The following is a 26,340-nucleotide window of genomic DNA, read 5'->3' as shown; positions in this document are numbered from 1 at the left end:
ACGGTAGCCGAGCGGAACCGGCCGTTGACGGGCAGGTGGCCCCAGATGGCCCGGCCCGGCGTGGGCCGCTCGTCGACACCTGGAAGCAGAGGCCTGGCGCGGGTCAGCCGCGCAGGATGCGACTGGCGTCGCCCGGCCGTCCGAAGTGGAAGCCCTGGGCGAAGTCACAGCCGATCTCGCGCAGCCGCCGGGCCTGACGCGGGGTCTCGACGCCCTCGGCGGTGACCTTCATCCGATGGGCGTGGGCCAACGCCACGATGGCGGTGACCACGGCATCCGCGCGGGCGTCCTGCCCCACCGACGCCACGAACGAGCGGTCGATCTTCATGAAGTCGAGCTCGAACCGGGTCAGGTAGGCCAGCGCCGAGTACCCGGTGCCGAAGTCGTCGATCCCGACCGGGATCTGGTTGGCGATCAGCTTCTGCAGCGCCTTCTCACCACCGGGCAGTGAGGACAGGAAGCTGTTCTCGGTCAACTCCACCTTGAGCAGGTGCGGCGGCAGCCCGCGCCGGTGCAGGCCGTCCAGCACCGCGCGCACGATGCGCGGGTGCTCCATCGAGCGCGGCGAGACGTTGACGGCCAACCACGGCACCTGCGAGGACGGCGCGTGCTGCAGCCATCGGGCCAGTTGCGACAGCGCCGTCTCGAGCACCCAGCAGTCGAGCTCGACGACCAGGCCGATGTCCTCGGCGACGTCGACGAAGGTCTCCGGCGGCAGCAGGGTCTCGCCGTCCTCGGCGCGCATCCGCACCAGGGCCTCCGCGCCGACGACCCGGCCGTGGGTGAAGTCGACGATCGGCTGGTACTGCAACACCAGCCGGTCCTCCTCCAGCGCGGCCCGCAGCATCTGCTCGGCGCGGTGCCGGCCCCGAGCGCGCTCGCGCAGCGCATCGTCGAAGACCACGTACCGGTCGCGGCCGTCGTCCTTGGCGCGGTAGAGCGCCAGGTCGGCCTCGCTGAGCAGGTCGTCCATGTTCACCCGACGTCCCGAGGTGCACGTGACGCCGACGCTGGCCGGGCAGAACAGCACCTCCCCGGTGCCGTTCTCGTTGAGCGAGAAGGGGACCCGCAGCACCTCGACCACGTCCTGGGCGATGGTGCGCAGGTCTCGCCAGCCCACACCCGGCGGTGGGACGACGACGAACTCGTCCCCACCCATCCGCGCCGTGAGACTGCCCGCCGGTGCCACCCGCTCGAGCCGTCGGGCCACCTCGACCAGCAACCGGTCGCCCACCTGATGTCCGAGGGAGTCGTTGACCATCTTGAAGCGGTCCAGGTCCAGCAGCAGCAAACCGACATTGCGCCGGTCGTCGTCCAACAGGTTCTTCATCCGTCGTTCGAACCCGAGCCGATTGGCCAGCTTGGTCACCGGATCGGTCGAGGATCGCCGCTCCAGCTCGACCCGGTCCTCGACCTGTCGGCTGACGTCGACCACCGCCCCGGCCACCACCCGGGCGGAGGCGCCGTCCGCCGGGATCACGGTCGACCAGGCCTGCACGTGACGCTGTTCGCCGTCCATGCCGAACACCCGGAAGGTCTCGACGGTGCTGCCGCCCTCGTCGGCCATGGCGTCCAGACGCATCGCCCGGGCCAGGTCGTCGGGGTGCACCAGGCGGTGCCACAGCTCGAGCGAGGGGCAGGCCTCGCCGGGCTCGAGCCCGGCGATGCGGAACATCTCCGGCGACCACTCCAGGCGCCCTTCGCGGGGGTGCCATTCCCACACGCCCAGGCCGGTGAGCTCCTGCGCGGCGCGCAGGCCGGCCAAGGTGCTGCGCAAGGTGGCGGCCTGGCGTTCGCGATCGGTGACGTCGACGGCGGCGCCCCAGGCACCGGCGACCACACCGCCCGGACCCCGTCGGATCTCGCCCCAGGCGTGAACCTGGCGTTCGCCGTCCGGGGCGTTGAACCGAAACGTCCCGGCCACGCTGGGCGCCCCCGCGAGTTGGCGGGTCAACGCCGCCTCGAAACGCGGCAGGTCGTCCGGGTGCAGTGAATCGCGAATGCGATCGACCGAGAGGTCATCGTGGGGGCCGAGGCCGAAGATGGCACCGACCGAGTCGGAGTAGGTGGTGGCACCGCTGGCGGCGTCCCAACTCCACAGACCGAGGCCGTGCAGCGAGGCGGGGGGCTGGTCACCGGGGCGGGTCAGCCGGCCGGTCCCGGGCACCCGAGGCTGGTCGATCTCGGCCTCGCGGAAGGTGCCCTCGGTCAAGGTGCCGGTGCGCGGCAGCGACAGCCCGGCCAGCGCCCGGGCGGCCACCCCGGCGAGCAGGGTGACCGAGTGCTGATCACCGTCGTCGAACCAGCCGCGTTGATCGGCGGTGAGCGAGAGCACCCCGAGAACGACTCCACCGTCGATCAGCGGCACCGCCAGATGAGAGCGGGCACCCGGGCAGCACGCGCTGGTCAGGGCGTCGTCCCCGAGGGCCGGCAGGCCGCCCGGCCGGACGTCGAGGTGAGAGCCGGTGCGCACCACGCGCCGTTCGGCGACAGCGGTGCCGCAGATGGTGCCCTCGACCGACATCACGGCGCCGACCTGTACCGCCGTCCCACCGTCGGTGGCCGCCTTGCGCACCAGGACGCCCTTGTCGAGCAGGGCGGCGGAGGCGGTGGCGTCGACGAGGCTGGAGGCAGCGCCGACGAGTTCCTCGAGGATCCGGTCGGCCTGCCCGGCGGTGCGGACCCGGTCCTGGGCCGCTGCCAGCGCGGCCGGCCAGCGCAGCCCGGGGGCCGGCAGGGCGACGTCAGGACGCGGGCCGAGCAACTGGACGCCGTTGAGGTCGTCCTCCCGGCCGGTGCCGGGCACGACGCGCAGGTGCACCTCGGGATTGGCCGCACCGCTGGGCAGGGAGGCACGGATCACCGCCATGGCGTTGCCCTCCTCGCGTTCCGACCGAGATCGAGTTCATCGACAGTCGGATCGGCCCCCCTATGGCCGTCCCAGGGCCTGCGAACGGCCCTCACCAAGGATGCAACGTGATGACGCACCGTGTCTGGTCGTTGACCAAAACAGGCTCATCGGTCAGTGGCGATCACCACTGGGTACGGCCCCGAACGACCAACCGCCGGACGACGCGGGCGTCGTCCGGCGGTGAGGTGACAGCGGGTGCGAGGGCTCAGAGGTGGGGCGCAGACCCGTCACGGGTGTCGTAGACGGTGAACCGACGACCCGTGACCGCGTACGGGATGATCCGCACGAAGCGCTCCTTGGGGGAATGGTTCCACGGGAACAGCGGGGTGTCCTGAGCCGAGTAGATGTCGTCCCACTTCTCGAGCATGTGCGCCTCGCCCTTGAGGACGACGCTCCACGCCCGGCCGCGCTCGGGGTCGTACCCGTCGATCTCGAAGGCCACCCGGCCGGCGAGGACCACTTCGACCAGCTTGGTTCCCTCGGCGGTGCGGAACAGCAGCGACCGGTCGTCGACGACGAAGTTCAGCGGGAAGATGTCGATGTCACCGGCTGCGGCGACCGCGAGGCGACCCACCTCGACCGAGCCGAGCAACGACCAGCACTGTTCATCGGTGAGGATTTCCATGGCTCCGGTCTCGCGGGCCACTGGGTCGACACCAGGCGTCTGGTCAGCAGTCATGTCCGGATCGTTCCATCGCCGACGCGAATCCTCTACAGGGCCTAGGTCCTACGGCGTGTCGTCGTCGGGCAACGGTCGGTCGCCGGGCCGATCCTGCTGTGAATGGCGACCTCGTACGTTCCGGAACGGACAGGCTCGCCGATGGCGAAACGACTGTGGCTCAAGCCCATCCGAGGTGATGCAGCCGGTCGTCGTCGATGCCGAAGTGATGGGCGATCTCGTGGACGACGGTGATCGCCACTTCCTCGACGACCTCCTCGATCGTGTCGCAGACCTCGAGCGTCGGACGGCGGAAGATCGTGATCCGATCGGGCAGGGCACCGGCTGCCCAGAAGCCGTCCCGCTCGGTCAGCGGAATGCCCTCGTACAGGCCGAGCAGGTCGGGTTCGTCCGGTGGGGCGTCGTCCTCGACCAGGATCACGACGTTGCTCATGAGCGCGGTCAGCTCGGGCGGGATGGTGTCGAGGGCATCGGCGACGGCCTCCTCGAAGGCCTGTCGGCTCATCTCGATCGTCACCCTCACCTCCCTGCAGCCCTGACGACCCTGCGGATGGTCTCAGGAGACCCCGCCGGCCGCCTCGCGAGGTGTGATGATCTCGACGCCCGCGGCCCGCAGCGCGTCCGCGAGGTCGTCGGGGGGCGTGGTGTCGCTGACGAACCAGTCGGCGCGGCCCAACTCGGCCACCTGGGCGAACAGGCGACGGCCGAACTTGGTGGCATCCGCCAGCACCGCGACCTGGCCGGCACGCGCCATCATCTCGCGCATCATCGCGGCCTCGCCGAGATTGCTGGTCGAGTACCCGCTGTCGTGGGCCACCGCGCCGACGCAGATCATGGCCAGGTCACAGCGGATGTCGACCTCACCGCTGCCGGATCGCGCCAGCGCCACCGGCCCGACGGTCGCCTGGGCCGAGAGCCGGACGACGCCGCCGAGCACGTAGACCTCGCGCACCACCGAGGGCGCCAGTTCGGCCGGGATCGCCAGGCTGTTGGTGGCGATGGTCAGATCACGGTGCTCGCGCAGGTGGCGGACCAGGGCCAGCGTGGTGGTCCCGGCGTTGATCACCACGGACGACCCGTCGGCGATCAGCCCGGCCGCCAGCGCGCCGATGCGGTCCTTCGCACTCGCCTGCACCCTGGCCCGGACGTCGAGTCCGCTGTCCGGGCGCGGAAAGGCCGTCAGGCTGACCGCTCCACCGTGGGTACGGATCAGCACGCCCTCGCCGTCCAGGTGGTCCAGATCGCGGCGGATGGTGTCGGCCGACACGTCGAACCGTTTGGCCAGGCGAGCCACGGTCACCTGGCCCACCTCGGCGACGTAGGCGGCCAGTTCGGCCTTACGGCCTGCGGGCAGCCGCCGCGCGGAGTTCTCGTCGTCGAGGGCGGGATCGGGCGTGGACATCTGCCTGTCCTAGCACAGGCATGCATGTTTCTGCGAGATCGAGCAGAGCCGGCGTGCGGCGCCCCACGGTCGACCAGTTGCCGCTCGAGCGGCCTTCCCCGCACGAAATGGAATCGCTTCCAGGGTCAAACCGTGATGTTCCATCCCTTGACGCTTCTCATAACCCCGCACTAGCTTGCAAAAAACTGCAGATTCACGCATGCCCCATGCGGAGTGCAGCACCCCTTCTGAGATGGGAGACGGATGAGCAACGGCGCTCGTGCGGGACGTCGAGTCCTCGCACTTCTCGGCGCGGCCACGGCGATCACGCTGGTGGCTGCTTGTGGGAGCGGAACCTCGACCGGCTCGTCGGCCACGGCCTCCAGCGGCGCAGCAGGAGCCAGTGGCGGCGAGGCGGTCACCCTCGAGTTCACGCAATGGTGGGAGCCGGAGCTGCCGGACGGCGCGTTCCGCGCCCTGATGGACCAGTTCGAGACCGCCAACCCGGGCATCAAGGTCAAGCTGCTGTCCGGGCCGTACGCCTCCACCAAGGAGCAGGTGGTCGCCGGCGCGGCCGCCGGCACCATGTCGGACGTCGTCGGGCTGGACGGCGCCTGGGTCAGTGACTTCGTCAAGCAGGGCTCGATCACCGATCTGTCCAAGCTCATGAAGGACTCCGGGTACGACGAGAGTCAACTGGCCGCGCAGATCAAGATCAACGATGCGGCCTACATGATCCCGGTGGTCAACTTCGTCTACCCGCTGTTCACCAACGACGCGGTGCTGGCCAAGGCCGGGGTCACCAAGCCGCCGAGCAACCGCACCGAGTTCGCCGACGCCGCCAAGAAGGTCACCGCCCTCGGTGGCGACGTCAAGGGCTGGGTGGTGCCGCTGTCACCCGAGGCGCCCAACGGCATCCAGAACGACGTGATGGCGTGGAACTGGGCCTCCGGCGGCACGATGTTGAAGGACGGCAAGCCCGACCTGACCAACGCCGACGTCAAGGGGACGGTCGAGTTCGTCAAGAGCCTCTGGGACGCCAAGGCCGTCGCCCCCGGTGCCCTGACCATGAAGGAGCAGGACAAGGTCGAGGAGTTCACCAACGGCCGGGTCGGCATGATGATCGACTCCCTGGCCCACGTCACGCTGATCCGCAAGAACAACGCCAACCTGAAGTTCAGCATCTCGGCCATCCCGGCCAAGGACGGCTACACGGGTAAGCGCGGCATCCCGTACGCGTCGTGGGGCATCGGCATCGCCGAGAACTCCAAGCACAAGGCCGAGGCGTTCAAGCTGGTCAGCTTCCTGATGAACGAGGCCAACAACTCCAAGTTGTCCTCGATCGCCAACGCGTTCCCCGGCAACACCAAGTCCGTGCCGGACTTCGTCGCCGACGACGCACTGTTCAAGGCAGCCTTCGACATCTACAAGGCCGGCTACCCCGCCAACGAGTTCACCGGCCTGCCCGTCGCAGAGGACCTGATGCGCTCGTTCGACACCGAGTTGCAGAAGACCCTGGAGGGCAAGCAGACGGTCGATCAGATGCTCGAGGCAGCCCAGGCCGCCTGGCTCAAAGAGTTCTGAGGCCTGATCCGTTGATGCGCAACAGCGCGCCGGCCGCGCCACGGCAGTTGCCGTGGCGCGGTTCGGCGCGCCCGGCGGGCAAGCCGCTGGCCCGCCGGGTCGAGCCGTATCTCTTCCTGTCCCCCACCGTGCTGCTGATGCTCGTGCTGATGCTGGTGCCGATCGTGATGGTGATCGGGTACTCGCTGATGGACCGGGTCATCATGACGAAGGAATCTCACTTCACGGGTCTGGCCAACTACGTCGACGTGCTGACCAACCCGGTGTTCTGGGTCGCGGTGAAGAACACCACGTTCTTCACCGGTGTCAGCGTGGTGGCACATCTGGTGCTGGGCATGGGGTTTGCCCTGCTGCTCAACTCACCGCTGCTCGGCAACACGACCAAGGCGATCTTCCGGGTGATCTACATCCTGCCGTGGCTGTTCACCGTGGCGATCATCGCGGTGCTGTGGCGGCTGCTGCTCAACCCGAACGGCGTGGTCAATTACCTGATGCAGAACGCCGGCCTGGTCGACGACAAGGTCGAGTGGCTGGCGAGCACAGCCACGGCGCTCTACGCGGTGACGTTCATCAACATCTGGTCGGGCTACCCGTTCTACATGATGAGCCTGCTGGCTGGGCTGCAAGGCATTCCGCGCGACCTGTACGAGGCGGCCGTGGTGGACGGCGCGAGCGGGTGGCAGCGGTTCATCCACGTCACCTTGCCGCAGCTGCGTCCGATCATCGTCAGCATCGCCATGCTCGACGTCATCTTCACGACCCAACAGTTCGCGCTGATCTGGATGACGACCGGTGGCGGGCCGATCAACGTGACCGAGATGCTCAGCACGTTCACCTACAAGTTGGCCTTCAGCAAGTACGACTTCGCCACCGCCTCGGCGAGTGCGGTCGTCATCTTCGGCTTCTCGATGGTGCTGGCGTTCTTCTACGTCCGCTACCAGAAGGCGCGGGACTGACATGGAACCTCGTGGCATGCGGCGGATCCTGCTGAAGACCGGGGTGATCCTGGCGCTGCTGGTCGGCGCCGTGGTGGTCGCCTTCCCGGTGGTGTGGATGGCCGCCAGTTCGTTCAAGACCAACCCCGAGATCTTCGAGCTCCCCCCGCGGCTGATCACCGAGAACTTCTCGTTCGACGCCTACACCACGATCGTGCGCGACCCGGTGAAGGTGCGGTTCTTCATCAACAGCTACGTCGTGGCGCTGTCGGTCACCGCCCTGACCCTCGTGGTGGCGATCCTGGCGGGATATGCGTTCAGCCGCTTCGACTTCGTCGGCAAGCGACCGCTCAACATGATCATCGTGAGCGTGCAGGCGGTGCCACCGATCACGCTGCTGATCCCCTACTTCGGGCTCATGGTGACGCTGCGGCTCTACAACACCTACGCCGCACTGATCCTGACGTACATGGTGTTCACGCTGCCCTACGCGATCATCATGTTGACCGGGTACTTCAACACCCTGCCGCGTGAGCTCGACGAGGCGGTGAGGGTGGACGGCGCGGGCTCGATGACCGCACTCTGGCGGATCTTGGTGCCGATCTCGATCCCGGGGCTGGTCTCGGTGGGCATCTACACCTTCATGATCGCCTGGAACGAGTACCTGTTCGCCCTGACCCTGACCCGCACCCAGGACATGCGCACGGTGCCGATCGGCATTCAGCTGCTCATGGGCCAGCACTCGTACGAGTGGAACGAGATGATGGCGATGAGCATCCTCGGGTGCATTCCGGTGCTGGTTCTCTTCCTGTTCTTCCAGCGGTTCTTCATCGGCGGCATGACCGCCGGATCGGTCAAGAGCTGAGGCCGACCTCCACCCGTCCACAAGTGATCACAACCCCGAGGGAGAACACTCATGTTGCTGAGCGGCACCCGTCTGCTCGACGTCGCCAACAAGCACAATTTCGCCATTCCCGCGTTCAACATCAGCGACTGGGCGATGTGCCAGGGAATCTTCGAGATCAGTGAGGAGAAGGCCGCTCCGCTCATCATCGCGATCCACCCCGACGAGTTGCAGCACACCGGCGCCGACCTGTTGCCGGCGATCATCCAGCGGGCGCACCGCTCGAGCGTGCCGGTCTCGATCCACCTCGACCACGGCACCACCCAGCAGCAGATCCTGCTGGCGATCCAGAGCGGGTTCACCTCGGTGATGTTCGACGGGTCGATGCTGACCTTCGACGAGAACGTCGCCGCCACCCGCCGGGCCGCGGAGGCCGCGCACGCCGTGGGCCTGACCGTCGAGGGAGAATTGGGCACCATCGGCACCACCGAGACCGGCACCCAGTACGCCGAGTCCAACATCGTCTACACCGAGCCGGACGACGCGGTGCGCTTCGTGGCCGAGACCGGCGTCGACTCGCTGGCCATCGCCATCGGCACCTGCCACGGCATCTACCCGGAGTGGATGAAGCCCGAGCTCAAGCTCGACCTGCTGCGCGAGATCAAGGCCGCGATCGACGTCCCGCTGGTGTTGCACGGCGGGTCGAGCAACCCGGACGACGAGATCGCCGAGTCGGTGGTGCGCGGCATCAACAAGATCAATATCTCGAGCGACATCAAGGTCTCCTACCACCAGGCGATGCGGGAGGTCCTGAAGGACACCGGGCTGCGTGAGCCGCTGATCATCCAGCCGCCGGCCCTGGCGGCGATGAAGGTGACCGCGGCGCAGAAGATCGATCTGTTCGACACCGCCGGGCGCGCGGCGCTGTACTGAGTGGGGCCGCTGATCAACGACGCAGCCGCCGGGGCCGACCTCGTGCTCGGCCTCGGCGGGTGCCTCGACTACGAGATCGTGTGGAACCCGGACGTCGTTCAGTCCCTGGTCGATGAGTACGGCATCGAACCGCACGAGGCCAGCACGGACGTCGAGGTCGACAGCGAGCGCGACCTGGTCTGCTCCATCCTGGGGTTTCTGCGCGAGGGCGTCGGCGGCGAGCGGTACGTGGCCTCGTCCGCCGTGGTGCGGGACGTCGCGGCGCGGTTCGAGCGGCGGGTGGCGCTCGGGGGCACGAACGTGCGGGCAGCGGTGGCCATGAGCCGGATCGGGGTGGCCGCAACGCTGCACCTGGTGAGCATCGACGATCACGTGCGTCGGCTGCTGCCGGCCGGGGTGGACTACGTGTGCAGCGCCACAGCGGACTCGACCGATCCGCACCTGATCGTGCAATACCCCGCGGGGGCTCGGGTGCGCCTGGGCGAGGAGGAGGTGGTGTCCCCCGCGGCGAATCGGTTGATCTACGTCAACGACGTACCGAACCGCGACCTGGCCCTCAGTCGGCAGCTGGGGCGGATGCTCGCCGGCGCCGGCCTGTTCCTGGTGTCCGGGTTCAACGCCATGCGCAACCCGGCGCTGTTGGAACGGCGGCTGGATGAGTTGCGCCGGGCCATGGCCTGGCTGCCGCCCGCGGCGAAGGTCATTTACGAGGATGCCGGGTTCCACGTGCCGTCGTTCCGGGGGCCGATCTGCGAACGGCTGGTCGAGCGCGTGGACGTCTGGGGGATGAACGAGGACGAGTTGCAGGCCTACGTCGGGGCGCCGGTGGACCTGCTGGACGCCGAGGCCGTGGCGGGGGCACTGCGAGCGCTGCAGCGCGTCGTCCCGGCCCGGGTGCTGGTGGTGCACACGAGCGCCTGGTCGCTCGCGTACGGGCCCCGGTCGCGCGAGTACCGGACGGCGCTGCGCGGCGGCAATGCCCTGGCCGGGGCTCGGTTCGGGCACGGCGACACGTTCACCCGTTCGGATCATCGCCGGGTGGACGACGGCCCCCGCCACTCCGGGGGTGAGCGGTTCGCCGAGCAGGTGGAGCGCCGACTCGGAGAGCTGGTGTGCTGCGAGGCCGCGTTCCGGGTGGAGTGCCCGACACCCACCACGGTGGGACTCGGGGACACCTTCGTGGGCGGGTTCATCGCTGCCCTGGCCGGGTCGGCTGCGGGTGCCCCGCCGCGCACGGCGGGCGGGTGATCGGGGTGGGGCCAGGTATCGCTTCCTGGTGACTCACGTCAAGATGCCCGCTTGGGGTGAGTCGTTGACTCATCGGTGGATGCCCGCGGGGCCTGGGGTGGTTTGATCTTGGTTTTGGACAGGTAGACGGCGTTGGTCTTGGCGCGGCGTTGGATGCTGCCGCGGCGGCGGGCCAGCTCGAGCAGGCTGGCCTGGACGGCGGCGATGCGGCGGGCCAGGCCGGCCGGGTTGAGGACGTCGAGTTGGTGGCGCAGGGCGTGGGCGTCGGTGGGGGTCAGGACGTGGGGGTGGTCGCGGGCCAGGCGGGTGGCGGGGGTGGCGGCCTTGTCGTAGGTCTTGGTCACCTTGGCGCCGTCGCGGGTCTTGGTGAGCAGTTTCTGTTGGGGCAGGAACAGGTTGGTCAGTTGGGCTTGCAGGGGCCAGAGTTCGTTGAGCAGGGACAGTTCTCGGGCCGTGTCGTAGCGGTGGTAGCCGACGGCGTGACGGACGGTGGTCCAGTTCTTCTGCTCGATGTGGGCCTGGTCGTTGGAGTGGGAGGGCCGGCCTCGGGTGAAGGTGATCTGCCGGTCGGTGGCCCATTTCAGCAGGTGGTGGTTGATGAACTCGCTGCCGTTGTCGGAGTGGATGCCCAGCAGGGCGAACGGGAACCGGACCTGCAGGCGGGTCAGGGCCGCTGAGACGGTCCGTTCGCCTTTGGAGGCGATGCTGATCGCCTCGGTCCAGCCCGTGGCGACGTCGGTGGCGTCCAGGGTGTAGTGGAAGGCGCCGTTGGCGTCGCCGCCTTCGTGGCCGACCAGGTCGATCTCGATGAACCCCGGTGCCGTGTCGTCCCATTCGTGCCAGGTCTTCAACGGGATCGAGGACTTCAACAGGCTGCCCGGTCGGGTCAGGGACCGGCCCTTGGCGGCGACCAGGCCGACCCGGTGGGTCTTCAGGCGCCGGTCGATGGTGGCCGCCGACATCGCCAACAGGGCATCGATCACGGCCGGGTCCTGGGGCAGTTCACCGTGGGCCAGCAGGGCCGGGACCAGGGCCGCCAACGCCGGTTGCAGCCGTTTACCGGTCGGGCCGCCCAGCACCGCCCAACACGTCGCCAACGCCGTGATCGCCGCCTCGTCGTAGGTGTAGACCGGTGCCCGGGCCGCCCGCCGCTGACCGACCGCCCGGTCGCTGCCACCATCGGCCACGGCCGCCCGGATCATCTTGCGGGCGTGGTCACGATGCCACCCGTTGACCGCCACCAGATGATCAGGATGGCCGACTTCTCGACCTTGGTGGCCTTCGCCCACGCCGCCACCTGCGAGGCCAACACCGCCCTGCGCTGCACCATGGTCAACCCCATCGAGCGAGCCTGACCCACGCGGGCATCCACCGATGAGTCAACGACCCCACCCACGCGGGCATTCGACGTGAGTCAACTCGCGCTTTGGAGATGGTGGCCGCGTACCCCTATGCTGTGGACGTCCTCGACGGGTCCTGGACGTCTGGGGTCGTCGCTGACGCCCTCATCGTCTAGAGGCCTAGGACGCCGCCCTTTCAAGGCGGTAGCACGGGTTCGAATCCCGTTGGGGGCACGCAAGAAGGTCTTGGTACCACCAAGGCCCCGTAGCGCAGTTGGTTAGCGCGCCGCCCTGTCACGGCGGAGGTCGCGGGTTCGAGTCCCGTCGGGGTCGCTCAACGAAGCGCGTGATCGAAGAAATCGATCACGCGCTTCTCCCATTCCCGAGGTTGAGCGGTGAGCCCACCCGTGTGCTGAGCGCCCGGCACCACCCAGATCGAGACGTGGGATCGACTGGCGGCGATCCAGGTCGCGGCGTGCTGCTCGTCGGGCACCTCGCCCGCCGCGACGAGCAGGATTGGACGCGGCGCCGTCGCACGCGCCGACGAGGCGAGGGATGCCGGCGGCGCCGTGCCGCTCGCGAGGCTGGTGAGGGTCTGAGTCACGTGATCGACGGCGCGCTGGGCGGTGCCGCGGACGCCGTAGACCGAGGTCAGCCAGGCCTTGTCGGCCGCGACCCGGTTGGTCGCGCCCTCGGCGACCACGGCGCCAACCCGCGGATCGGTCCCGGCGGAGCCGATCGCCATCTCGCCGCCCAGGGATTCGCCCAGCAGCCCGATCCGGGTCGGGCGCACGTCGGGCCGGGCCGCGAGGAAGTCGACGGCCGCAACGAGGTCGAGATCACCAGTCCAGCCGAGGTTCATCCCGTGGCCGTCACTGTGGCCCATCCCCCGCGGGTCGACCAACAGCACCCCGTAGCCGCGCCGGGCGAGCACCGCGGCCTGCCCGAGCACGCCCGTGCGGGACGACGTCGCCCCGGGAACGACGGCCACCGCCGCACCAGTGGACGACGGCACGTACCAGCCGGCGAGCCGGACCCCGTCGGCCGTGGTGAACCGGACCTCGGCGCCGGCCAGGCCGAGATCGGCGGGGGTTCGGTTGCCCAGGTCGGCCCGGGGCGGGAACACGGCGGCCGTGGCGAGACCGGTCGGCAGACCGAGGCCATAGAGCGTCACGGCCACGGCGACCAGAAGGGCGAGCCGCGCGGGCCAACGCATCCGGCGTGCCCAGGTGAGCAGGGCGGCCAGCACGAGCAGCGCCGTGAGCGCACCGGCTGTGAGCGCGAGCCATGCCGCCGTCCCAACCGACCCCAGGCCGTGCCACAGCCGGGGCACCACGAACCCGATGAGGGCGCCGAGGATCATCAGGCCGGCGAAGGCCACCACCGCCAGAGTGGACGACGGCACCCGGGAACGTCTGGCCTGTCCGCTCGGGCGCCGCATGGGCAGCATCGTCGTCGATGATTGGTTCGACCGACAGCCCGCCGGTGGGTATGCTTGCGACGCTCTTGCGGCGCCCACGCTCCCACCCGGACGGCGCAGGATGTCGCGGCCAGGTAGCTCAGTTGGTACGAGCGTCCGACTGAAAATCGGAAGGTCGGCGGTTCGACCCCGCCCCTGGCCACCTCTCTGACCTGCAGGTTTACCGGGTTTCTTGATCCGCTCCGGGTGGGTCCGTCTCAGTTTCAGTCTGGTGCAACGTCTCGCGTGGGGCCGTCGCCTGTGTCGCGTCTGCCGGTAGGCCTCGACAGCCTTGCGGAAACTGCGCCACACGCCGTCCGGGCCGTGCAGGGCGCCCAGGCGACCTCGCTGAGCTGCTTGACGCAACGCCGCAGCACTGAAGTCGTGGTCGGCGAGCGCCGCGAGTGTCAATGGCCAGGTTGTGGTCCCCGTTGGTGGCCAGTTGGAAGTCCCCACTCCTCGGGGTTGATCAGCGTGTGTTCTTGGTGGCACCTCCCCGGGCTCGGGCTTGTTTCATCCGGTAGGAGTCGCCGTCGGTGACCACGGTGTGGCAGTGGTGCAGGAGCCGGTCGAGGAGGCTGACGGCGGTGGTGTGTTCGGGCAGGAACCGGCCCCAGGACTCGAACGGCCAGTGCGAGCCGATGCCCAGGGAGCGACGTTCGTAGGCGGCGGCGACGAACCGGAACAGCAGTTGGGCGCCGGTGTCGTCCAGGGGCGCGAACCCGAGTTCGTCGACCAGGACGACGTCGTTGCGCAGCAGGTTCTCGATCACTCTGCCGACGGAGTTGTCGGCCAGGGCGCGGTAGAGGGTTTCGACGAGGTCGGCGGCGGTGTAGTAGCGGACGCGGTGTCCGGCCTCGACGGCGGCGACCCCGGAGCGACCAGGCAATGCGATTTGCCGGTGCCGGCCGGCCCGATGAAACAGGTGTTCTCCTTGCCGCGGATCCACTCCAGGGATGCGAGGTAGTCGAACGTTGCCTTCGGGATGGAGGATGCGGCGACGTCGAACTCCTCCAGCGTCTTGACCACCGGGAACGCCGCCGACCGCATCCGGTTGCGGGCATTGGACTCATCGCGGGCGGTGATCTCGGCCTCGACCAGGGTGCGCAGGAACTCCTCCGGGCTCCAGCGTTGGGTCTTGGCGGTGATGAGCAGCTCGGGGGCGAGACGACGCATCGCGGCCATCTTCAGCCGTTTCAGGCCCTCGTTGAGGTCGGCGGCCAGCGGCGGCGCTGCGGTGGTCACGACAACTCACCACCGATCGCGTAGTCGGCCAGGGACCGGGTCGGCACCGAGGGCAGGGTCATGACCAAGGCTTCGCCCGCCGGGCGCGGTGTGGGTGCGGCACCGGCGGCGGCGAGGATGGAGCGGACGTCGTCGGCGCGCCACCGCCCGAACTCGACCGCCCGGGCCAGCGCCGCGAGCAACGCCTCGTGGCCGTGGGCATCGTGCAGGACCAGGATCTGTTCCAGCTCGCCGGGCAGCCGGCTCACCCCGGCCGCGGCCGCACCGACCAGGAACGCCTCAGCGACCTCACCCAGGGCCAGGAACCGTTTCTCCACAACGGTTTTCGGTCGCGGCGCGCGACGTGGCTTGTCCGGGCGGGTCGAGCCGTAGTGCTCATCAAGGATGCTGGTCTCACCCGGGGCGACCAGGGTGTGTTCGGCGACGACCTCACCGGTGAACGCCTCCAGCACCTGCACCCGCGCGTCCAGCACGGTGAGCAGCACGCTGGTGCCGATGAGCCGGTTCGGGACCGAGTAGCGGGCCGACCCGAACCGGACACAGGACAGCTTGTCGACCTTGCGGCTGATCGGCGCAGCGCCGACCTCGAGCCGCAGCGACGGCAACGGCCCGAGTAGGTCCCGTTCGGCCTCGAGCCGCTCGGCGGGGACGGCGCAGATCTCCGAATGGACCACCGTGTTGACCTCGGCGCACCAGTGGCCGGCGGCCCGGTTCGCGCCGCCCAGATCACTCACCGACGGTTCGGCCGGCACCATCAGGTCCCGCTTGGCATACCCGACCAGCGCCTCCACGATCCCTTTCGACTCCGGATCCGCGGCCTGGCAGAAGTCCGGCCGGAACCCGTAGTGGGTGGCGAACCGGACATAGTCCGCGGTCGGAACCACCACATCGGCGACCACCCCAGCCTTCAGGCAGCCCATCCGGTCGGCCAACACGGTCTTCGGGACCCCACCGAGGACCTCGAAGCACTCTGCGAGCAGCCCGAGTGTGGTGGACGCCTTCTCGTCGGCGGCGAACCGGACGAACCGGATCCGCGACCAGGCCAACACCGCGCAGAACACGTGCACCCCCGCCTGGACACCCCAATCGATCACCAGCGTGTCCCCGGGCGTCCACACCGCCGGACGACGGCCCCGATGATGACCCCGCCGCCAGGCCGCCTTCTGCGCCGCGACCAGCCGCCGGAAGTTGCGGGCCGACCCCCATAGCCCGCTGCGCGGGCAGCCGGTAACAGCCGCTTCGCGCTGATCTTCCCGTGCGTCGCGCGGACCTTGTCCGCGACCAGCGAGCTGACCTCGTCGTAGTTGTGGCCCCGGCCCTGGCGTTCCGATCCGCCATCACCGGCGTTGTGTCGTTCGACGACCCGCCGCACCGTCTTGTGCGTCGTCCCGCAGATCACTGCGGCCGCTCGATAACTCCCCACCTCACGGTAGGCAGCCAAGATGTCCATCCGTTCCCTCGCGTTCTTCAATACAGGCACCCCTGCGCGGTCGATCCGATGTCTGGTTGGCACCGACACCGTCACCGCGCAGGGCCACTCACCCCGGACAGGACACGCGAGGAGTGGGGACTTCTAACCGGCCACCAGCGGGGACCACCACCTGGCCACCAGTGGGGACTTTCTCATGGCCACGGACAGCGAGGGGCGGCCAGGCCGGGCCAGCCTCGCTGGGGAGGATGAATCGCTCCAGGTTGTCAGCAGTGCCCGAGCCGTCCACTGACATCGTGATGACGGGACACGAGCGCTATGTATGAATTCCTGTCCTTACGACCAGCAAGGGAGTAGGGCTTCATTCATGGTCGGGTTGGTGGATCTCCCGGCGACGTTCACGACGTCGCAGGCGCGCCAGGTCTGCATGCAGTACCGGGACCTGTACCGAGCCGTGTGGTCATCATCGAAGGGCCAGACGTCGCATCGCGGCCGCCCAGTCGAGACTCAACCCCTGGTCGTGACCGACGACGACACCACCGACCTGCTGCTGGCGCAGCATCGGCGACATGCAGCCGCTCTCGTCGTTCATGGGCGGATGCGTGTGCCCTCGGACAAGACAAGACGTTGTCGGGGGTGCTGGCTACGCTGTAGTGAGGATCGAACGGGTGGAGGGCAGATGCGGGTCATCACGGTCAGTGAGCTCGAGGCGATGACGCCTGCCGAGCGCGACCAGTCCTTTGAGGACTCGATCATCTACGACCTCGACGAGGTACCTGAGGAGTTCGAGCCGGCACTCGAGGCGCAGCGGCAGCGGATTCTCGACCGAGAGGCCCGGCTACGCGGCAACGCCTCCTGACTGCGGCTGTGATTCGCCGCATCGTTCGGGCAACCCCGGACTTCTTCGCCGTGATCGACGCCCAACTGGGTGACGAGCGCGGCGCCAACGACGAACCCACATCGGCCGAGTTCGAGGCGTACGAGCTGTTGGCGATCGTCGAGAAGTTCGCCACCGGATGGGACACCCTTCCCGAGCAGTTCCCCGGCCGGCCCGAGTACCGACTCCTGATCCAGGCCGGTCGAGTCGTTCCCATGATCGCGGTAGTCGGACAACTCGCGCCGGACGGCGCGGTCGAGCTCGTCGACATCACCATCGACCTCGACGGTCCGTGGGCATGACCAGGACTACTCGCACCGACCACAGCCCTCCACCTCCGCATGGGTCCAGGCAGGGCCGGCGTCCAGCCGTCACCAGACGTGCCCAACTGGCTGTGGCTGACCGCGCCGGATCCGCGCCAGAATTGAAGATCAATTATGCAGTCAGCCGCATCATTGCAGGTCAGCGCAACGTTGATCATGATCGGTCGTCCTTCTGAAAATCGGAAGGTCGGCGGTTCGACCCCGCCCCTGGCCACCCGCCGATATGGCATCTGACCTGCATGTTCTTCCTGGAATCGTGATCTTGCTGTGAGCGGCTGAGAGCGCCTTGGAGGAGGCCTGAGCGGGTGCGCGGTCAGAAACGTTCAGAAGTCTGGGCCGTTCGCCCGACTACGCTGGTCCTCTCACCCATCGCGTCTGCGAAGATCTCGTGGGTGAACGCGAGGGGCGGGCGTCGCGGGTGTTCAGGCCGATCATCTCTGGCACTGCCCGTGGCTGCCGGGTGCGCAGTTGACGTAGTCGCGGAGAGACATCCCATCCCGGCGCACCGCAGACAGACGACAGCCTGAGTCAGTCTTCTGAAATCAACTCAGGATCACCGATCTCCGCCAAGGAGATCACTCCATCCCTGGACATCAGCTCGACGCCGGCAGAGGTCTCCACGAAAGTGCATTCATCCTCTTCGCTATCCGCAGGAGCGGCATCCGGATGCCCCAAAACCTCCAGTGCCCGTTCGAGCGATAGGCCAATCAAGTCAACGCCGCGGAAAATGAAGTGTGAGGAACTGCTGATTCCTACGACGATCTCTTGCGTACAACTGACCATCAGCCCCATGTTCCTCACAATCCAGAAGGGGGACTCGCGCGCTGGATCGAGATCTGGTTCCAGAAACTCCCAAACACCGCCGGGTAGAACTTCCGGGACTTCTGACTGGCGCATTCCCAAACACACTCCAGCGAAGCAGCGCGGATTGGACCAGTTATAATCGATCACGCCGCATCACCCCTTCCCTCGCTGCGAGTGATGGACAACTCCCCTGAATCCAGTATAGGCCGACGTGCCGGGCACGGACACGTCCAGTTCCGTAATGGCCACACGGTCAGGGTTCAGGCGGCCACTCACACCGTTGGTACTACGGGCTAAAGGACCCGCGGCTCAATACGGTGAGGCAGTAGCCCAGCCCGTGGTTTCCTGTCTCTTCATAGTCGAGGGTGCAGTCGCGGCCCGAACCCGCCGATCCGGACAAGGGCGCCGTGATCTTCGAGGACGGCGAGGGTGGAGGCTCCGCCTTCACACTGCGGAAGGCCAAGCGCAGTTCGAGGGACTGAAATAGCCGAGCACGACGAAACTGGGTCGATGCCTAGCCCGGAGTCAGCTGTGGTTGCCTTGACGCGCGAACTGACCAATTACTCGGAAAGGATCGCCGAGGCATTGAGATGCCGATATCGGAGTTGTGGGGCATCTTTCTGGCGATCACGGGGCGCATGACCTACGTCGAGAAGACGACGGACGCGATGACGATGCCGCTTGGCGTCCTCGACGCTGGCCAGCCCGAGGCCAGCCCGACGGCAGGACGCGCTTCTAGTGTCGTATTCAAGTGCGAGACTCGTGATCGGCGCGGTGGTGACGCTCCGCAGCAGCCACAGCCTCACTCCAACCGTCGGTCTCCTGAAGGTCGCGACAGATCATGCACAAGGCCGTGACGCCTCGGCCGTCGACCGACCGGATGAAGTGCGTCAGGGCTGCTCGGGCGTCAAGCACGTCGTACTCGATCGACGTCTTCGACCCGTTCGGCAGCCGGACGAGCGCCCGACCATCGCGGTCCTCGACGAACGTCACCGGGATCAGCGCCAGCTGGCCGGGCTCCATGTGTGCTCCTCCACCGGTCGGTCCGCACGTCTCTACCCAGCCGGTCGCCATGGGCCGCGCCGGTCGGCGGGTCCGACCTTCACGGGCTGGCAACGTCCTCAACCGACACGGTGTCCGCCAACCAGCGGTCCCCGCTTGGTGTCATTGCGGCAGGATCGTGAACGCCGCGACATGCCGTGGCCGGACCGCAGCGAAGTGGCGCCGATCGATCGTGGCGATCTCGACGACGTCCAAGCGTTCAGCGACGGTCACGACGGCCGCGTCCACGAAGCCCAACGGGAAGTCGCCATATTGGAGCACCAACTCCGAGGCCCTGCGCCAGTCCCCCGGCTCCAGGTCGACGACCGCGAAATCGCCCTCCGCCAGCGACGCCAGGAACGCCGCCTCGGCCCGCGACCCCGCCTCGCGTTGGACCAGGAAACACACCTCCGCCACCACCGGCGCCGGAACCACCAACCGCTCCCCGGCCAGATGCGCAGCCGTGAACAGATCCACGCACGCCCGGTGATGGACATCGCGAGTCAACGCCGCCGCAACGATCGGACCCGTATCGACAACAATCACGACCGAGGCCGCCCGAACCCTTCAGCCAGGATCTCCTCGACCCGCTCGGACACGTCATCCGCCGATCCTTCGGCAATCCCGAACCACGACGGCGGCCACGCCCGCGGCGCCGGCACCGCATCCAGACGAGACCGCAACGCCGACACCACAGCCAGCACCTGCTCATCGGGCAACCGCTCGACCAGCTCACGCAACTCATCCCGGGGACTACTCACACGCCGAGTATAGGTACCCACCCCACACCCACCATGATCAAATCCCCCCACTCGACACCCCGAGCCCGCGACGACGAGTCCAGCCATCACCATCCCACCCCGACCAGCCACGACCACCCGGCCCGAAACCGTGTCGAAGAACCGCGCGAGGCGCACACAAGAGCCACAACACTGCAGGTCAGAGACGTATTCGGCCACGCACGATCAACTTCCTGAAGATCGGAAGGTCGGCGGTTCGACCCCGCCCCTGGCCACCAGCCAATACAGCCTCTGACACGCAGGTCCTTTCCTACATCGTGATCTTGCTGTGAGCGGTTGAGAGCGCCCTGGAGCGGGTCTGAGCGGATGTCCGATTAGGAATCGTTCAGAAGTTTCAGCCGTTCGCCAACCCGCCGAACCGGGTCGACGCCGCTCAGGCGCCGTCCAGGCAGGGCGCTTGGCTGAGCATCGCGTCGTGGTCGTGCAACTGCGCTCACCAACATCCACCCAGCCGTCCACGCGCGGCACTCAACCCTCACCTACCCTGAGCCTTGGTATGGTTTAGGAGTCATCCCATACTTCTACGAGCGGAGGGTCGGGGTTGTGCGAGGGCGACTACTGCGCCGGACGTGGCAGCACGACCCAGCTCTCTACGCACCGGCCCGGTACCGGCGCGCGTGCGCCTACGACGCGTTCCTCCCTGAACCCCTCACCGGTTTCGACGGCGGAATCAGCGGTGAGGTCGCGGGAGTGGTGTCGGACGCCGAGGCAGCAGTCCACGCACTCAACGCGCGTGCTCGGCCTGCACTGGCACCGCTCGCACGCTTGCTGCTGCGCATCGAGTCGATCGCTTCCTCCAAGGTCGAGGGCATGCAGATCGACTCGCGCGATGTGGCCCGGGCGGAGGCGCGCTTGGACACCGGAGGCAAAGCCGACCCGAGCGCCACGGAGGTGCTGGCAAACATCGACGCCATGGAGCTGGCGGTCCACCACGCCGCGTCAGCACAGGCGCTGAGCGTCCAGGAGCTCACCCAGATCCACACCGCGTTGATGGCCGGAGCTCCCAACTTCCAGGTCGCAGGCAAGGTCCGCACCGAACAGAACTGGATCGGGGGCAACAACTACAACCCCTGTGCGGCCGACTTCGTCCCTCCCCCACCCGAGGCCGTCCCCGAGCTTCTGGCCGACCTGTGTTCGTTCATCGACGAGGAGCATCTGCCACCCTTGGTGCACGCCGGACTCATCCATGCCCAGTTCGAGACCATCCACCCCTTCATGGACGGTAACGGCAGGACAGGGCGGGCCTTGATCCATGTCGTTCTCCGCAGAAGGGGACTCGCCCCCGCCTACGTTCCGCCGATCAGCGTCGTGCTTGCCGCAGAACGTGCCGACTACATCCAAGGCCTGACCTCGTTCCGCAGCGCGGACATCGACGATTGGCTGCTGCGGTTCGCTGCAGCGACAGCCCGCGCCGCAGGCTTGGCAAGCCAGTACCTGGACGCCGTCGAGCGCCTGCAAGATCATTGGCGCGGCCGGCTCAGGACGCAGAGCAGCCCGCGCGCGGACGCCGCGGCATGGCGCGTCATCGATGTCCTTCCCGCGCACCCGGTCATCTCCCTACCGGTCGCGGTCACAGCCGTCGAACGCTCCAAGGCAGTGGTCAACCAGGCGCTGGCGGAACTGGAACGAGCCGGAGTCCTGATCCGACTTGGCGGCGGACAGCGCAACCGAACCTGGGAGGCCGCGGGACTACTCGACCTCCTGGCCGAGCTGGATCAAGCCGCTGCCCCTCGCGCGTAGCCACCCCCGTAGGACGAAGCACCCCGTCCATGACCGGTCGATGCCCCGCCGAGCCGCGGCTCTTGGTCGACGCCATATGCCCCGCCTCGCCGCAGGTCACAGCACCTTCGAGGGTGCACGACGGGCCTGAAATCGGAGGTCGGCGGTTCGACCCCACCCCTGGCCACAAGAGGTGATCTACCGATGGTGTTCGCACTTCTGCGGATCAACCTGACAGGTTGAGCTGAGGGCCGGGGCTTGCACCAGCGGGTGCAGCGACCCACTGGCCTGAGCGACCTTGGGCACAAGCTCCGCCGATCCTCAGGCATGAGGATGGAACTGCCACCAGGCCAATCGCGCCGAGGGCAGGGGGCCGTCGTGACCACCGTGAAGGACGCCGCATCGCGGTTCTCGACCAGTCGTCGCACCGCGGTCACGAGGGTGACCGGCACACCAGAAGGCGTGGGGGGCGACCCCGCCGCGCGAGCGCCGATGTGGGCCAGACCCCACGTTGTGTTCCTGCTCATCGCGTACGGGTTCTCCTGGACGCTGTGGATCGCCGGCTGGATCGTCGCGGACCTGACCGATGCCGGTGACCTCCTGTTCAACGAGGACTTCGTGTGGCGGGTCGGTTTCGTCCGTGACGTGGCGGCGCCTCTCCTGATTGCCACCGGGATCGCGTTCTTCGCCGTCTACGGGCCGATGATCGGCGGAATCATCGCGACGGCCTTGGACCCGAACATCCCGAAGGGCAGCCTGCGGCAGCGAGTGAGGGACGTCGGCGTCGGCGGCCGTGAGTACGCCCTCGTCCTGGCGGTCCTGCTCGGTGTGACGCTGCCCGCACTGGTCATCACGGTTGCCACCGGGACACGCTCTGCTGACGCCCCTTCCAGTGGCCAGTTGATCGGCTTTCTCGTGGCCTTCTTCGCCTTGCAGCTCCTCACGTCCGGAACAGAGGAGATCGGCTGGCGCGGGTACTTGACCGAGAAGCTGCTCCCCGGCAGGGGGTTCTGGGACACAGGGTGGCTGGTCGGGATCGTGTGGGCGGTCTGGCACCTGCCCGTGGCCACGATGATCTTCCTGCAGCAGGGCATGGCCCCCGTGCAGATCGCGGTCTCACTGGTGGGCTTCGCCATGGGCATCGTCGCGATGGCGATCCTGCAGGCGTGGTTCTACAAGAGGACCCGCAGCGTCTTCCTGAGCATGGTCATCCATGCCGCGTTCAACACCCTGCCACTCACCCTGGTGCTGCTGTGGGAGGAGTCGCCCGCGGCCGTGGTGACAGACCTGCTGCTGTGGGCCGTCGTGATCTACCTCCGCACCCGAAGCCAGCGCACGGCCAAGGCCATGGAAGTCTGACTCGACGGGGACGCTTCCGATCTGTTGGTTGGCGCCTGGCGCCCATCAGGTGAAGCAGTCCGCATCGCGGGCTGGTCAGCCTGATCCGTGCGGTCGCGACCGTTTCGGGTTCTGCGCCGAATGCGCGCCGGCGCACCCGAGTCGCCCTCACGGTGCAGTACGTCCCCAGATTCGGCGCACTCGGCCCAGCACTGGACTCGATCATGATCCGCCGTCGCCTCCTGCAGGGCTTCCGCGGCCTGCTCGCCGGACTGAAACACGGGGTCGAGACCCCGGCACCGACACACCCACGTCTCGCCTCCCATCGACTCCGTGATCGTCGCCTGACCGGCAGGGGACGGACGTGCGGCGAATGGCCGACCGAAAACCGGTCAGACCCCTTCCTGCACCTGGTAGATCTCGTCGGCGACCAGACCGTGCGCCTCGCGGTGCACCAGGTTCGCCGACTCGGCGTCCGGGGCCTCGACCAGGCAGAAGACCTGACCACCGGACTCGTCGACCCAGTAGCGCAGGTAGCGCACGTCGTGGCCCTCCTGGGTGGCGAGGTCGGCCTGGTGGGCCTTGGCGACGTCGTCCATCGTGACCCCGTCGCCGAGGTGGTGAACATCCATGAACAGAGGCATCTCGCTGTCCCTCCTCGTAGCGCCGTGGCGCGGATGCACCGCTGGTCGCATGCCTCTGGTCTACCGACGAGCGGGACGGCGCCACATCGGTGAGTACTACCCAACCGGAACGCCGGCGGTACCTATCGAAGGGCGCGAAGGAACGTTGCGGGGCAGCAGGGTTCAGGGGTGACGGGGTTTTGCGCGCGAGGCGGCCTCGCGGCGGGACCGCACCCCGAGCTTGCGCAGGATGGCGGCGACGTGGTGCTCGACGGTCCGGCGCGACAGGACGAGCCGCTCGGCGATCGCGGCGTCCGGCAGCCCCTCGGCCAGGAGGGCGAGCACCTGAGCCTCGCGGGCGCTCAGGCCGTCGGGGTGCGGACGGTCCGAGGCCCGCGGGGCGCGGGGCGCGGACCAGCCGTTGGCCCGCAGCAGCGCCCGGGTACGGGCCGCCGCACCGGTCGCCGACAACGCGTCGAAGCACGCGACCGCCTCGGTCATCTCCGCGCGCTCACCACTGCGTGCCAAGGCCAGGGCATGCTCGTACGGGCACCCCAGCTGCTTCCACCGCAGCGCGGCCTCGCCCCAGCGACCGGCCACCTCGAGGGCGTACGGCGGAGCCAGCGGTGCGCCGTCCCCGGCTGCCGGGTCGCCGAGCCAGGTGGCGACGGATCCCCGGTTCCACGGGCAGTCGGCCGCTGTCGCCTTCGGCCAGGTCTCGGCGGCCAGCCGTCCCGGGGCATCTGCGTCACCGGACAGCCAGGCGATCTCGCAGCGGGCGGCGGTGACGGGCCCGAGACGCTGGATCTCCCCGATCCCGTCGGCCAGCCGGACCGCCTGGTCCATCGGCTGCCGCCACCGGTCCTCTCCGGTCCGGGCCAGGGCCAGTGCCTGGACGACCAGCGGTTCGACCTGGCTGGTCGGTGCAGACTCGATGCGCTGCAACACGTTCTCGGCGCACTCCCGGGCCGCGGTCGTCTGCCCACGGTTGAGCATGAGCTGCGCCTGGAGGCCCTGCAGGTAGAGCGTCCAGGCATCCAGGTCGCGGTCGATGCAGTACTGCAGCCCCGCCGCCAACCGCGCCGCAGCATCGGTGTGCCGGCGCTGCGCCACGGCGCAGGAGGCCAGGTTGCAGTAGGCGCGCGCGGCGTGCTCGTGCAGGTCGGCCACCCGGGCCTGCTCCAGGCTCGTGGTGAGCATGCGGATCCCGGCGTCGAAGTCGCCGGACACGACCTCGGCTGTCCCGAGGTTGTTCAAGGCGTGCACCCGCACCTCGTCCCGCTTCCGCCCGTCCGGCACCTGGTCCAGCGCGGCCAGGGCACGCCGTCCCCAGAGCCTGGTGCCGTGCAGGTCCGACGAGAGCATCCGCAGCTGCGCGACGTTGCTGTACGCCATCGCGAGTTCGACGGTGCCCGAGCCGTGTAACGCCTGCACGGCGAGGTCCGCCTGCCGTTCGGACAGGTCGTTGCGTCCGGCGAACCAGTTGAGCCGGGACAGGCAGCGGTGGGCGTCGCCGACCCTGACCGTGTCACCGGACGCCGCCCAGATCTCGAGGGCCTGCTGGACGGCGTCCAGCGCGTCCTCGACCTGGTCGGTGAGGTAGCACTCGTAACCCAGCGCCCACAGCAGGTCCGCCCGGCGCCCGTCCGCCAGACCGTGGGCGAATCGCAGGGTGCGGCGGTACTGATGGACCGCTTCGCGGTGTGCGCCCAGGTCGGCTGCTCGTGCGGCCGCCACGGGAGCATGGTCCAGCACGGCCGCGGTGTCGACGGCCGCCTCGGCGTGGTGCGCCACGCGCGCGTGGTCGAGCGCTCCGCCTGCCCTGCGCGCCAGCAGGGCGGCAAGGATCTGCCGGTGGATCGCGACCCGTCGGAACGCCGGCATCGGCTCGGCCACCGCCAACCGTGCCAGCTCGTGCCGGAAGGCCAGTTCACCGGTCGACGCGGCGAGAAGCCCGCGCTGCAACGGCTCGTCGAGCACCTCCAGGCCGTCGTCCAGCACCTGCTCCAGCAGCTCCAGGTCCGCCCGCGCCCCGCACAGGGCCACGACGTCCAGCGCGGCGCGTGCCGGCGCGGTCAGCCGGGACACCCGGGCCTGGACGGCGTCCCGGACGGTCGGTGGGACCGCGCCGGTGCCGGCCGAGAGAACCTCGGTGACGAAGAAGGGGTTGCCCCCGCTCACCTGGTGCAGGCGGTCGACATCCGCCGGGGCGGCGTCCGGGTGGGCGAGGGCGTACTCGTGGGCCAGGCGTTCGACCGCCGAGCGCGACAGCCCGGGAAGATCCAGTCGCCGCACACCAGGCGCGGTCGCGGCGTCGCCGAGAACCACCCGCAACGGGTGACCGGTGACGACGTCCTCCGGGCGGTACGTGACCAGCACCAGCGCCCGGCACGTATGGACGCGGCGGGCGAGATGGCGAATCAGGTCCAGCGTCGCCTCGTCGGCCCAGTGCGCGTCCTCCACCACGAGCAGGAACGGCTCGCGCACACCGGGCTCGCTCAGGGCCGTGACCAGCCGGGCGAAGACCTCGTGCCTGGTCGCCTCCGGAGGCCACACCTGTGCAGGCAGCCGCGGCAGCATCTCTGTCAGCGGGCCCAGCGGCGCCGGCGTCGACGACCCGTCACAACCGCCGACGGCGACCCTGGCCACGTCTGCCGCCTGCCGGACGACGCGCCCCACGAACGAGGTCTTGCCGACCCCCGCCTCCCCGGCGACGAAGACCATCCGGCCATGGCCGGCCACGGCCTCGGCGAGGTAGTCGTCCACCGCCGCGGCCTGCTGGTCCCGTTCGAGGAGCCGCACCATCAGATGCTAGGAGCTTGCGGCA

The 26,340-nt window shown here is 68.5% G+C and carries 20 protein-coding genes, 3 tRNA genes and 3 pseudogenes; 12 read left to right on the top strand and 14 right to left on the bottom strand.

What is annotated here, in order from left to right; all coding sequences use genetic code 11:
• Positions 1–103: 103 nt before the first annotated feature.
• From IPK24_03935 to IPK24_03920, 4 genes are all read right to left on the bottom strand, one after another.
• Positions 104–2,869 carry an EAL domain-containing protein gene (locus IPK24_03935; protein ID MBK8074720.1) on the bottom strand — a complete coding sequence of 922 codons (2,766 nt, stop codon included), beginning with the start codon at positions 2,867–2,869 and terminating at the stop codon, positions 104–106.
• 247 nt (positions 2,870–3,116) lie between these two features.
• Positions 3,117–3,536: a pyridoxamine 5'-phosphate oxidase family protein gene (locus tag IPK24_03930; GenBank protein ID MBK8074719.1), complete on the bottom strand. Its 420-nt coding sequence runs from the start codon at positions 3,534–3,536 to the stop codon at positions 3,117–3,119.
• A 214-nt stretch (positions 3,537–3,750) separates the two neighbouring features.
• A complete protein-coding gene (locus IPK24_03925; GenBank protein ID MBK8074718.1) occupies positions 3,751–4,095 on the bottom strand; it encodes a metallopeptidase family protein in 345 nt (114 codons plus the stop codon).
• A gap of 51 nt (positions 4,096–4,146) precedes the next feature.
• Positions 4,147–4,992: a DeoR/GlpR transcriptional regulator gene (locus IPK24_03920; protein ID MBK8074717.1), complete on the bottom strand. Its 846-nt coding sequence runs from the start codon at positions 4,990–4,992 to the stop codon at positions 4,147–4,149.
• A 243-nt stretch (positions 4,993–5,235) separates the two neighbouring features.
• On the opposite strand from IPK24_03920, the gene IPK24_03915 reads away from it, so the two are divergent.
• The 5 genes from IPK24_03915 to IPK24_03895 are packed head-to-tail and all read left to right on the top strand — an operon-like array spanning position 5,236 to position 10,515.
• The gene (locus IPK24_03915) at positions 5,236–6,555 is read left to right on the top strand and encodes a sugar ABC transporter substrate-binding protein (GenBank protein MBK8074716.1); all 1,320 of its coding nucleotides are present in this window, start codon (positions 5,236–5,238) and stop codon (positions 6,553–6,555) included.
• A gap of 14 nt (positions 6,556–6,569) precedes the next feature.
• Positions 6,570–7,511, top strand: a complete 942-nt coding sequence (locus IPK24_03910) for a sugar ABC transporter permease (GenBank protein ID MBK8074715.1) — start codon at positions 6,570–6,572, stop codon at positions 7,509–7,511.
• A gap of 1 nt (position 7,512) precedes the next feature.
• Entirely contained in the window at positions 7,513–8,355 is an 843-nt protein-coding gene (locus IPK24_03905) for a carbohydrate ABC transporter permease (GenBank protein ID MBK8074714.1), read from the top strand.
• Between the two features lie 51 nt (positions 8,356–8,406).
• On the top strand, positions 8,407–9,267 hold the full coding sequence (locus IPK24_03900; protein MBK8074713.1) for a ketose-bisphosphate aldolase: 861 nt from the start codon (positions 8,407–8,409) through the stop codon (positions 9,265–9,267).
• A gap of 12 nt (positions 9,268–9,279) precedes the next feature.
• Positions 9,280–10,515: a hypothetical protein gene (locus IPK24_03895; GenBank protein ID MBK8074712.1), complete on the top strand. Its 1,236-nt coding sequence runs from the start codon at positions 9,280–9,282 to the stop codon at positions 10,513–10,515.
• Positions 10,516–10,553: 38 nt separating this feature from the next.
• On the opposite strand, the pseudogene IPK24_03890 reads toward IPK24_03895, so the two are convergent.
• Positions 10,554–11,845 (bottom strand): annotated as a pseudogene (locus IPK24_03890) (transposase family protein).
• A 171-nt stretch (positions 11,846–12,016) separates the two neighbouring features.
• Between IPK24_03890 and IPK24_03885 the strand changes: the two are divergent.
• A tRNA-Glu gene (locus IPK24_03885) sits at positions 12,017–12,089 on the top strand.
• Positions 12,090–12,114: 25 nt separating this feature from the next.
• Positions 12,115–12,188: transfer RNA gene (locus tag IPK24_03880), tRNA-Asp, on the top strand.
• A gap of 1 nt (position 12,189) precedes the next feature.
• Here IPK24_03880 and IPK24_03875 read toward each other — a convergent pair.
• Positions 12,190–13,260, bottom strand: a complete 1,071-nt coding sequence (locus IPK24_03875) for an alpha/beta fold hydrolase (protein ID MBK8074711.1) — start codon at positions 13,258–13,260, stop codon at positions 12,190–12,192.
• 143 nt (positions 13,261–13,403) lie between these two features.
• Here IPK24_03875 and IPK24_03870 point away from each other — a divergent pair.
• A tRNA-Phe gene (locus tag IPK24_03870) sits at positions 13,404–13,477 on the top strand.
• A 306-nt stretch (positions 13,478–13,783) separates the two neighbouring features.
• On the opposite strand, the pseudogene IPK24_03865 reads toward IPK24_03870, so the two are convergent.
• Positions 13,784–14,499, bottom strand: a pseudogene (locus tag IPK24_03865) (ATP-binding protein).
• Positions 14,500–14,555: 56 nt separating this feature from the next.
• A pseudogene (locus tag IPK24_03860) lies at positions 14,556–16,030 on the bottom strand (IS21 family transposase).
• Between the two features lie 637 nt (positions 16,031–16,667).
• Between IPK24_03860 and IPK24_03855 the strand changes: the two are divergent.
• Together IPK24_03855 and IPK24_03850 are read left to right on the top strand one after the other, a co-directional pair.
• On the top strand, positions 16,668–16,847 hold the full coding sequence (locus IPK24_03855; protein MBK8074710.1) for a hypothetical protein: 180 nt from the start codon (positions 16,668–16,670) through the stop codon (positions 16,845–16,847).
• An 8-nt stretch (positions 16,848–16,855) separates the two neighbouring features.
• Positions 16,856–17,167: a hypothetical protein gene (locus IPK24_03850; protein ID MBK8074709.1), complete on the top strand. Its 312-nt coding sequence runs from the start codon at positions 16,856–16,858 to the stop codon at positions 17,165–17,167.
• A 549-nt stretch (positions 17,168–17,716) separates the two neighbouring features.
• Here the strand turns inward: IPK24_03850 and IPK24_03845 are convergent.
• The 4 genes from IPK24_03845 to IPK24_03830 form a co-directional block, all read right to left on the bottom strand.
• Positions 17,717–18,139 (bottom strand): hypothetical protein, encoded by a 423-nt coding sequence (locus IPK24_03845; GenBank protein ID MBK8074708.1) that lies wholly within the window; start codon positions 18,137–18,139, stop codon positions 17,717–17,719.
• Positions 18,140–18,739: 600 nt separating this feature from the next.
• A complete protein-coding gene (locus IPK24_03840) occupies positions 18,740–19,015 on the bottom strand; it encodes a hypothetical protein (GenBank protein ID MBK8074707.1) in 276 nt (91 codons plus the stop codon).
• A 141-nt stretch (positions 19,016–19,156) separates the two neighbouring features.
• Positions 19,157–19,579: a PIN domain-containing protein gene (locus IPK24_03835; GenBank protein ID MBK8074706.1), complete on the bottom strand. Its 423-nt coding sequence runs from the start codon at positions 19,577–19,579 to the stop codon at positions 19,157–19,159.
• A complete protein-coding gene (locus IPK24_03830) occupies positions 19,576–19,845 on the bottom strand; it encodes a hypothetical protein (GenBank protein ID MBK8074705.1) in 270 nt (89 codons plus the stop codon). The genes IPK24_03835 and IPK24_03830 overlap by 4 nt, the downstream gene beginning before the upstream one ends.
• A 678-nt stretch (positions 19,846–20,523) precedes the next feature.
• Between IPK24_03830 and IPK24_03825 the strand changes: the two genes are divergently transcribed.
• Both IPK24_03825 and IPK24_03820 read left to right on the top strand, forming a co-directional pair.
• Positions 20,524–21,573 carry a Fic family protein gene (locus tag IPK24_03825; GenBank protein ID MBK8074704.1) on the top strand — a complete coding sequence of 350 codons (1,050 nt, stop codon included), beginning with the start codon at positions 20,524–20,526 and terminating at the stop codon, positions 21,571–21,573.
• 357 nt (positions 21,574–21,930) lie between these two features.
• The gene (locus tag IPK24_03820) at positions 21,931–22,911 is read left to right on the top strand and encodes a CPBP family intramembrane metalloprotease (GenBank protein ID MBK8074703.1); all 981 of its coding nucleotides are present in this window, start codon (positions 21,931–21,933) and stop codon (positions 22,909–22,911) included.
• Positions 22,912–23,282: 371 nt separating this feature from the next.
• Here the strand turns inward: IPK24_03820 and IPK24_03815 are convergent, their stop codons facing one another.
• Entirely contained in the window at positions 23,283–23,534 is a 252-nt protein-coding gene (locus IPK24_03815) for a DUF4242 domain-containing protein (GenBank protein ID MBK8074702.1), read from the bottom strand.
• Positions 23,535–23,696: 162 nt separating this feature from the next.
• On the bottom strand, positions 23,697–26,318 hold the full coding sequence (locus IPK24_03810; protein ID MBK8074701.1) for an AAA family ATPase: 2,622 nt from the start codon (positions 26,316–26,318) through the stop codon (positions 23,697–23,699).
• Positions 26,319–26,340 lie beyond the last annotated feature (22 nt).

This window comes from Kineosporiaceae bacterium, from assembly GCA_016713225.1.
Classification (GTDB): domain Bacteria; phylum Actinomycetota; class Actinomycetes; order Actinomycetales; family Kineosporiaceae; genus JADJPO01.
Note: the sequence above shows the minus strand (reverse complement) of the source record. Positions and strands in the feature narration are given on the sequence as shown.

Bases quoted from the DNA above. Each gene is read 5' to 3' on its own strand.
- IPK24_03815 (MBK8074702.1), bottom strand. From the start codon at position 23,534: ATGCCTCTGTTCATGGATGTTCACCACCTCGGCGACGGGGTCACGATG.
- IPK24_03930 (MBK8074719.1), bottom strand. From the start codon at position 3,536: ATGGAAATCCTCACCGATGAACAGTGCTGGTCGTTGCTCGGCTCGGTC.
- IPK24_03925 (MBK8074718.1), bottom strand. From the start codon at position 4,095: ATGAGCCGACAGGCCTTCGAGGAGGCCGTCGCCGATGCCCTCGACACC.
- IPK24_03935 (MBK8074720.1), bottom strand. From the start codon at position 2,869: ATGGCGGTGATCCGTGCCTCCCTGCCCAGCGGTGCGGCCAATCCCGAG.
- IPK24_03900 (MBK8074713.1), top strand. From the start codon at position 8,407: ATGTTGCTGAGCGGCACCCGTCTGCTCGACGTCGCCAACAAGCACAAT.
- IPK24_03915 (MBK8074716.1), top strand. From the start codon at position 5,236: ATGAGCAACGGCGCTCGTGCGGGACGTCGAGTCCTCGCACTTCTCGGC.
- IPK24_03810 (MBK8074701.1), bottom strand. From the start codon at position 26,318: ATGGTGCGGCTCCTCGAACGGGACCAGCAGGCCGCGGCGGTGGACGAC.
- IPK24_03855 (MBK8074710.1), top strand. From the start codon at position 16,668: ATGCGGGTCATCACGGTCAGTGAGCTCGAGGCGATGACGCCTGCCGAG.
- IPK24_03840 (MBK8074707.1), bottom strand. From the start codon at position 19,015: ATGGAGCCCGGCCAGCTGGCGCTGATCCCGGTGACGTTCGTCGAGGAC.
- IPK24_03905 (MBK8074714.1), top strand. From the start codon at position 7,513: ATGGAACCTCGTGGCATGCGGCGGATCCTGCTGAAGACCGGGGTGATC.
- IPK24_03910 (MBK8074715.1), top strand. From the start codon at position 6,570: ATGCGCAACAGCGCGCCGGCCGCGCCACGGCAGTTGCCGTGGCGCGGT.
- IPK24_03920 (MBK8074717.1), bottom strand. From the start codon at position 4,992: ATGTCCACGCCCGATCCCGCCCTCGACGACGAGAACTCCGCGCGGCGG.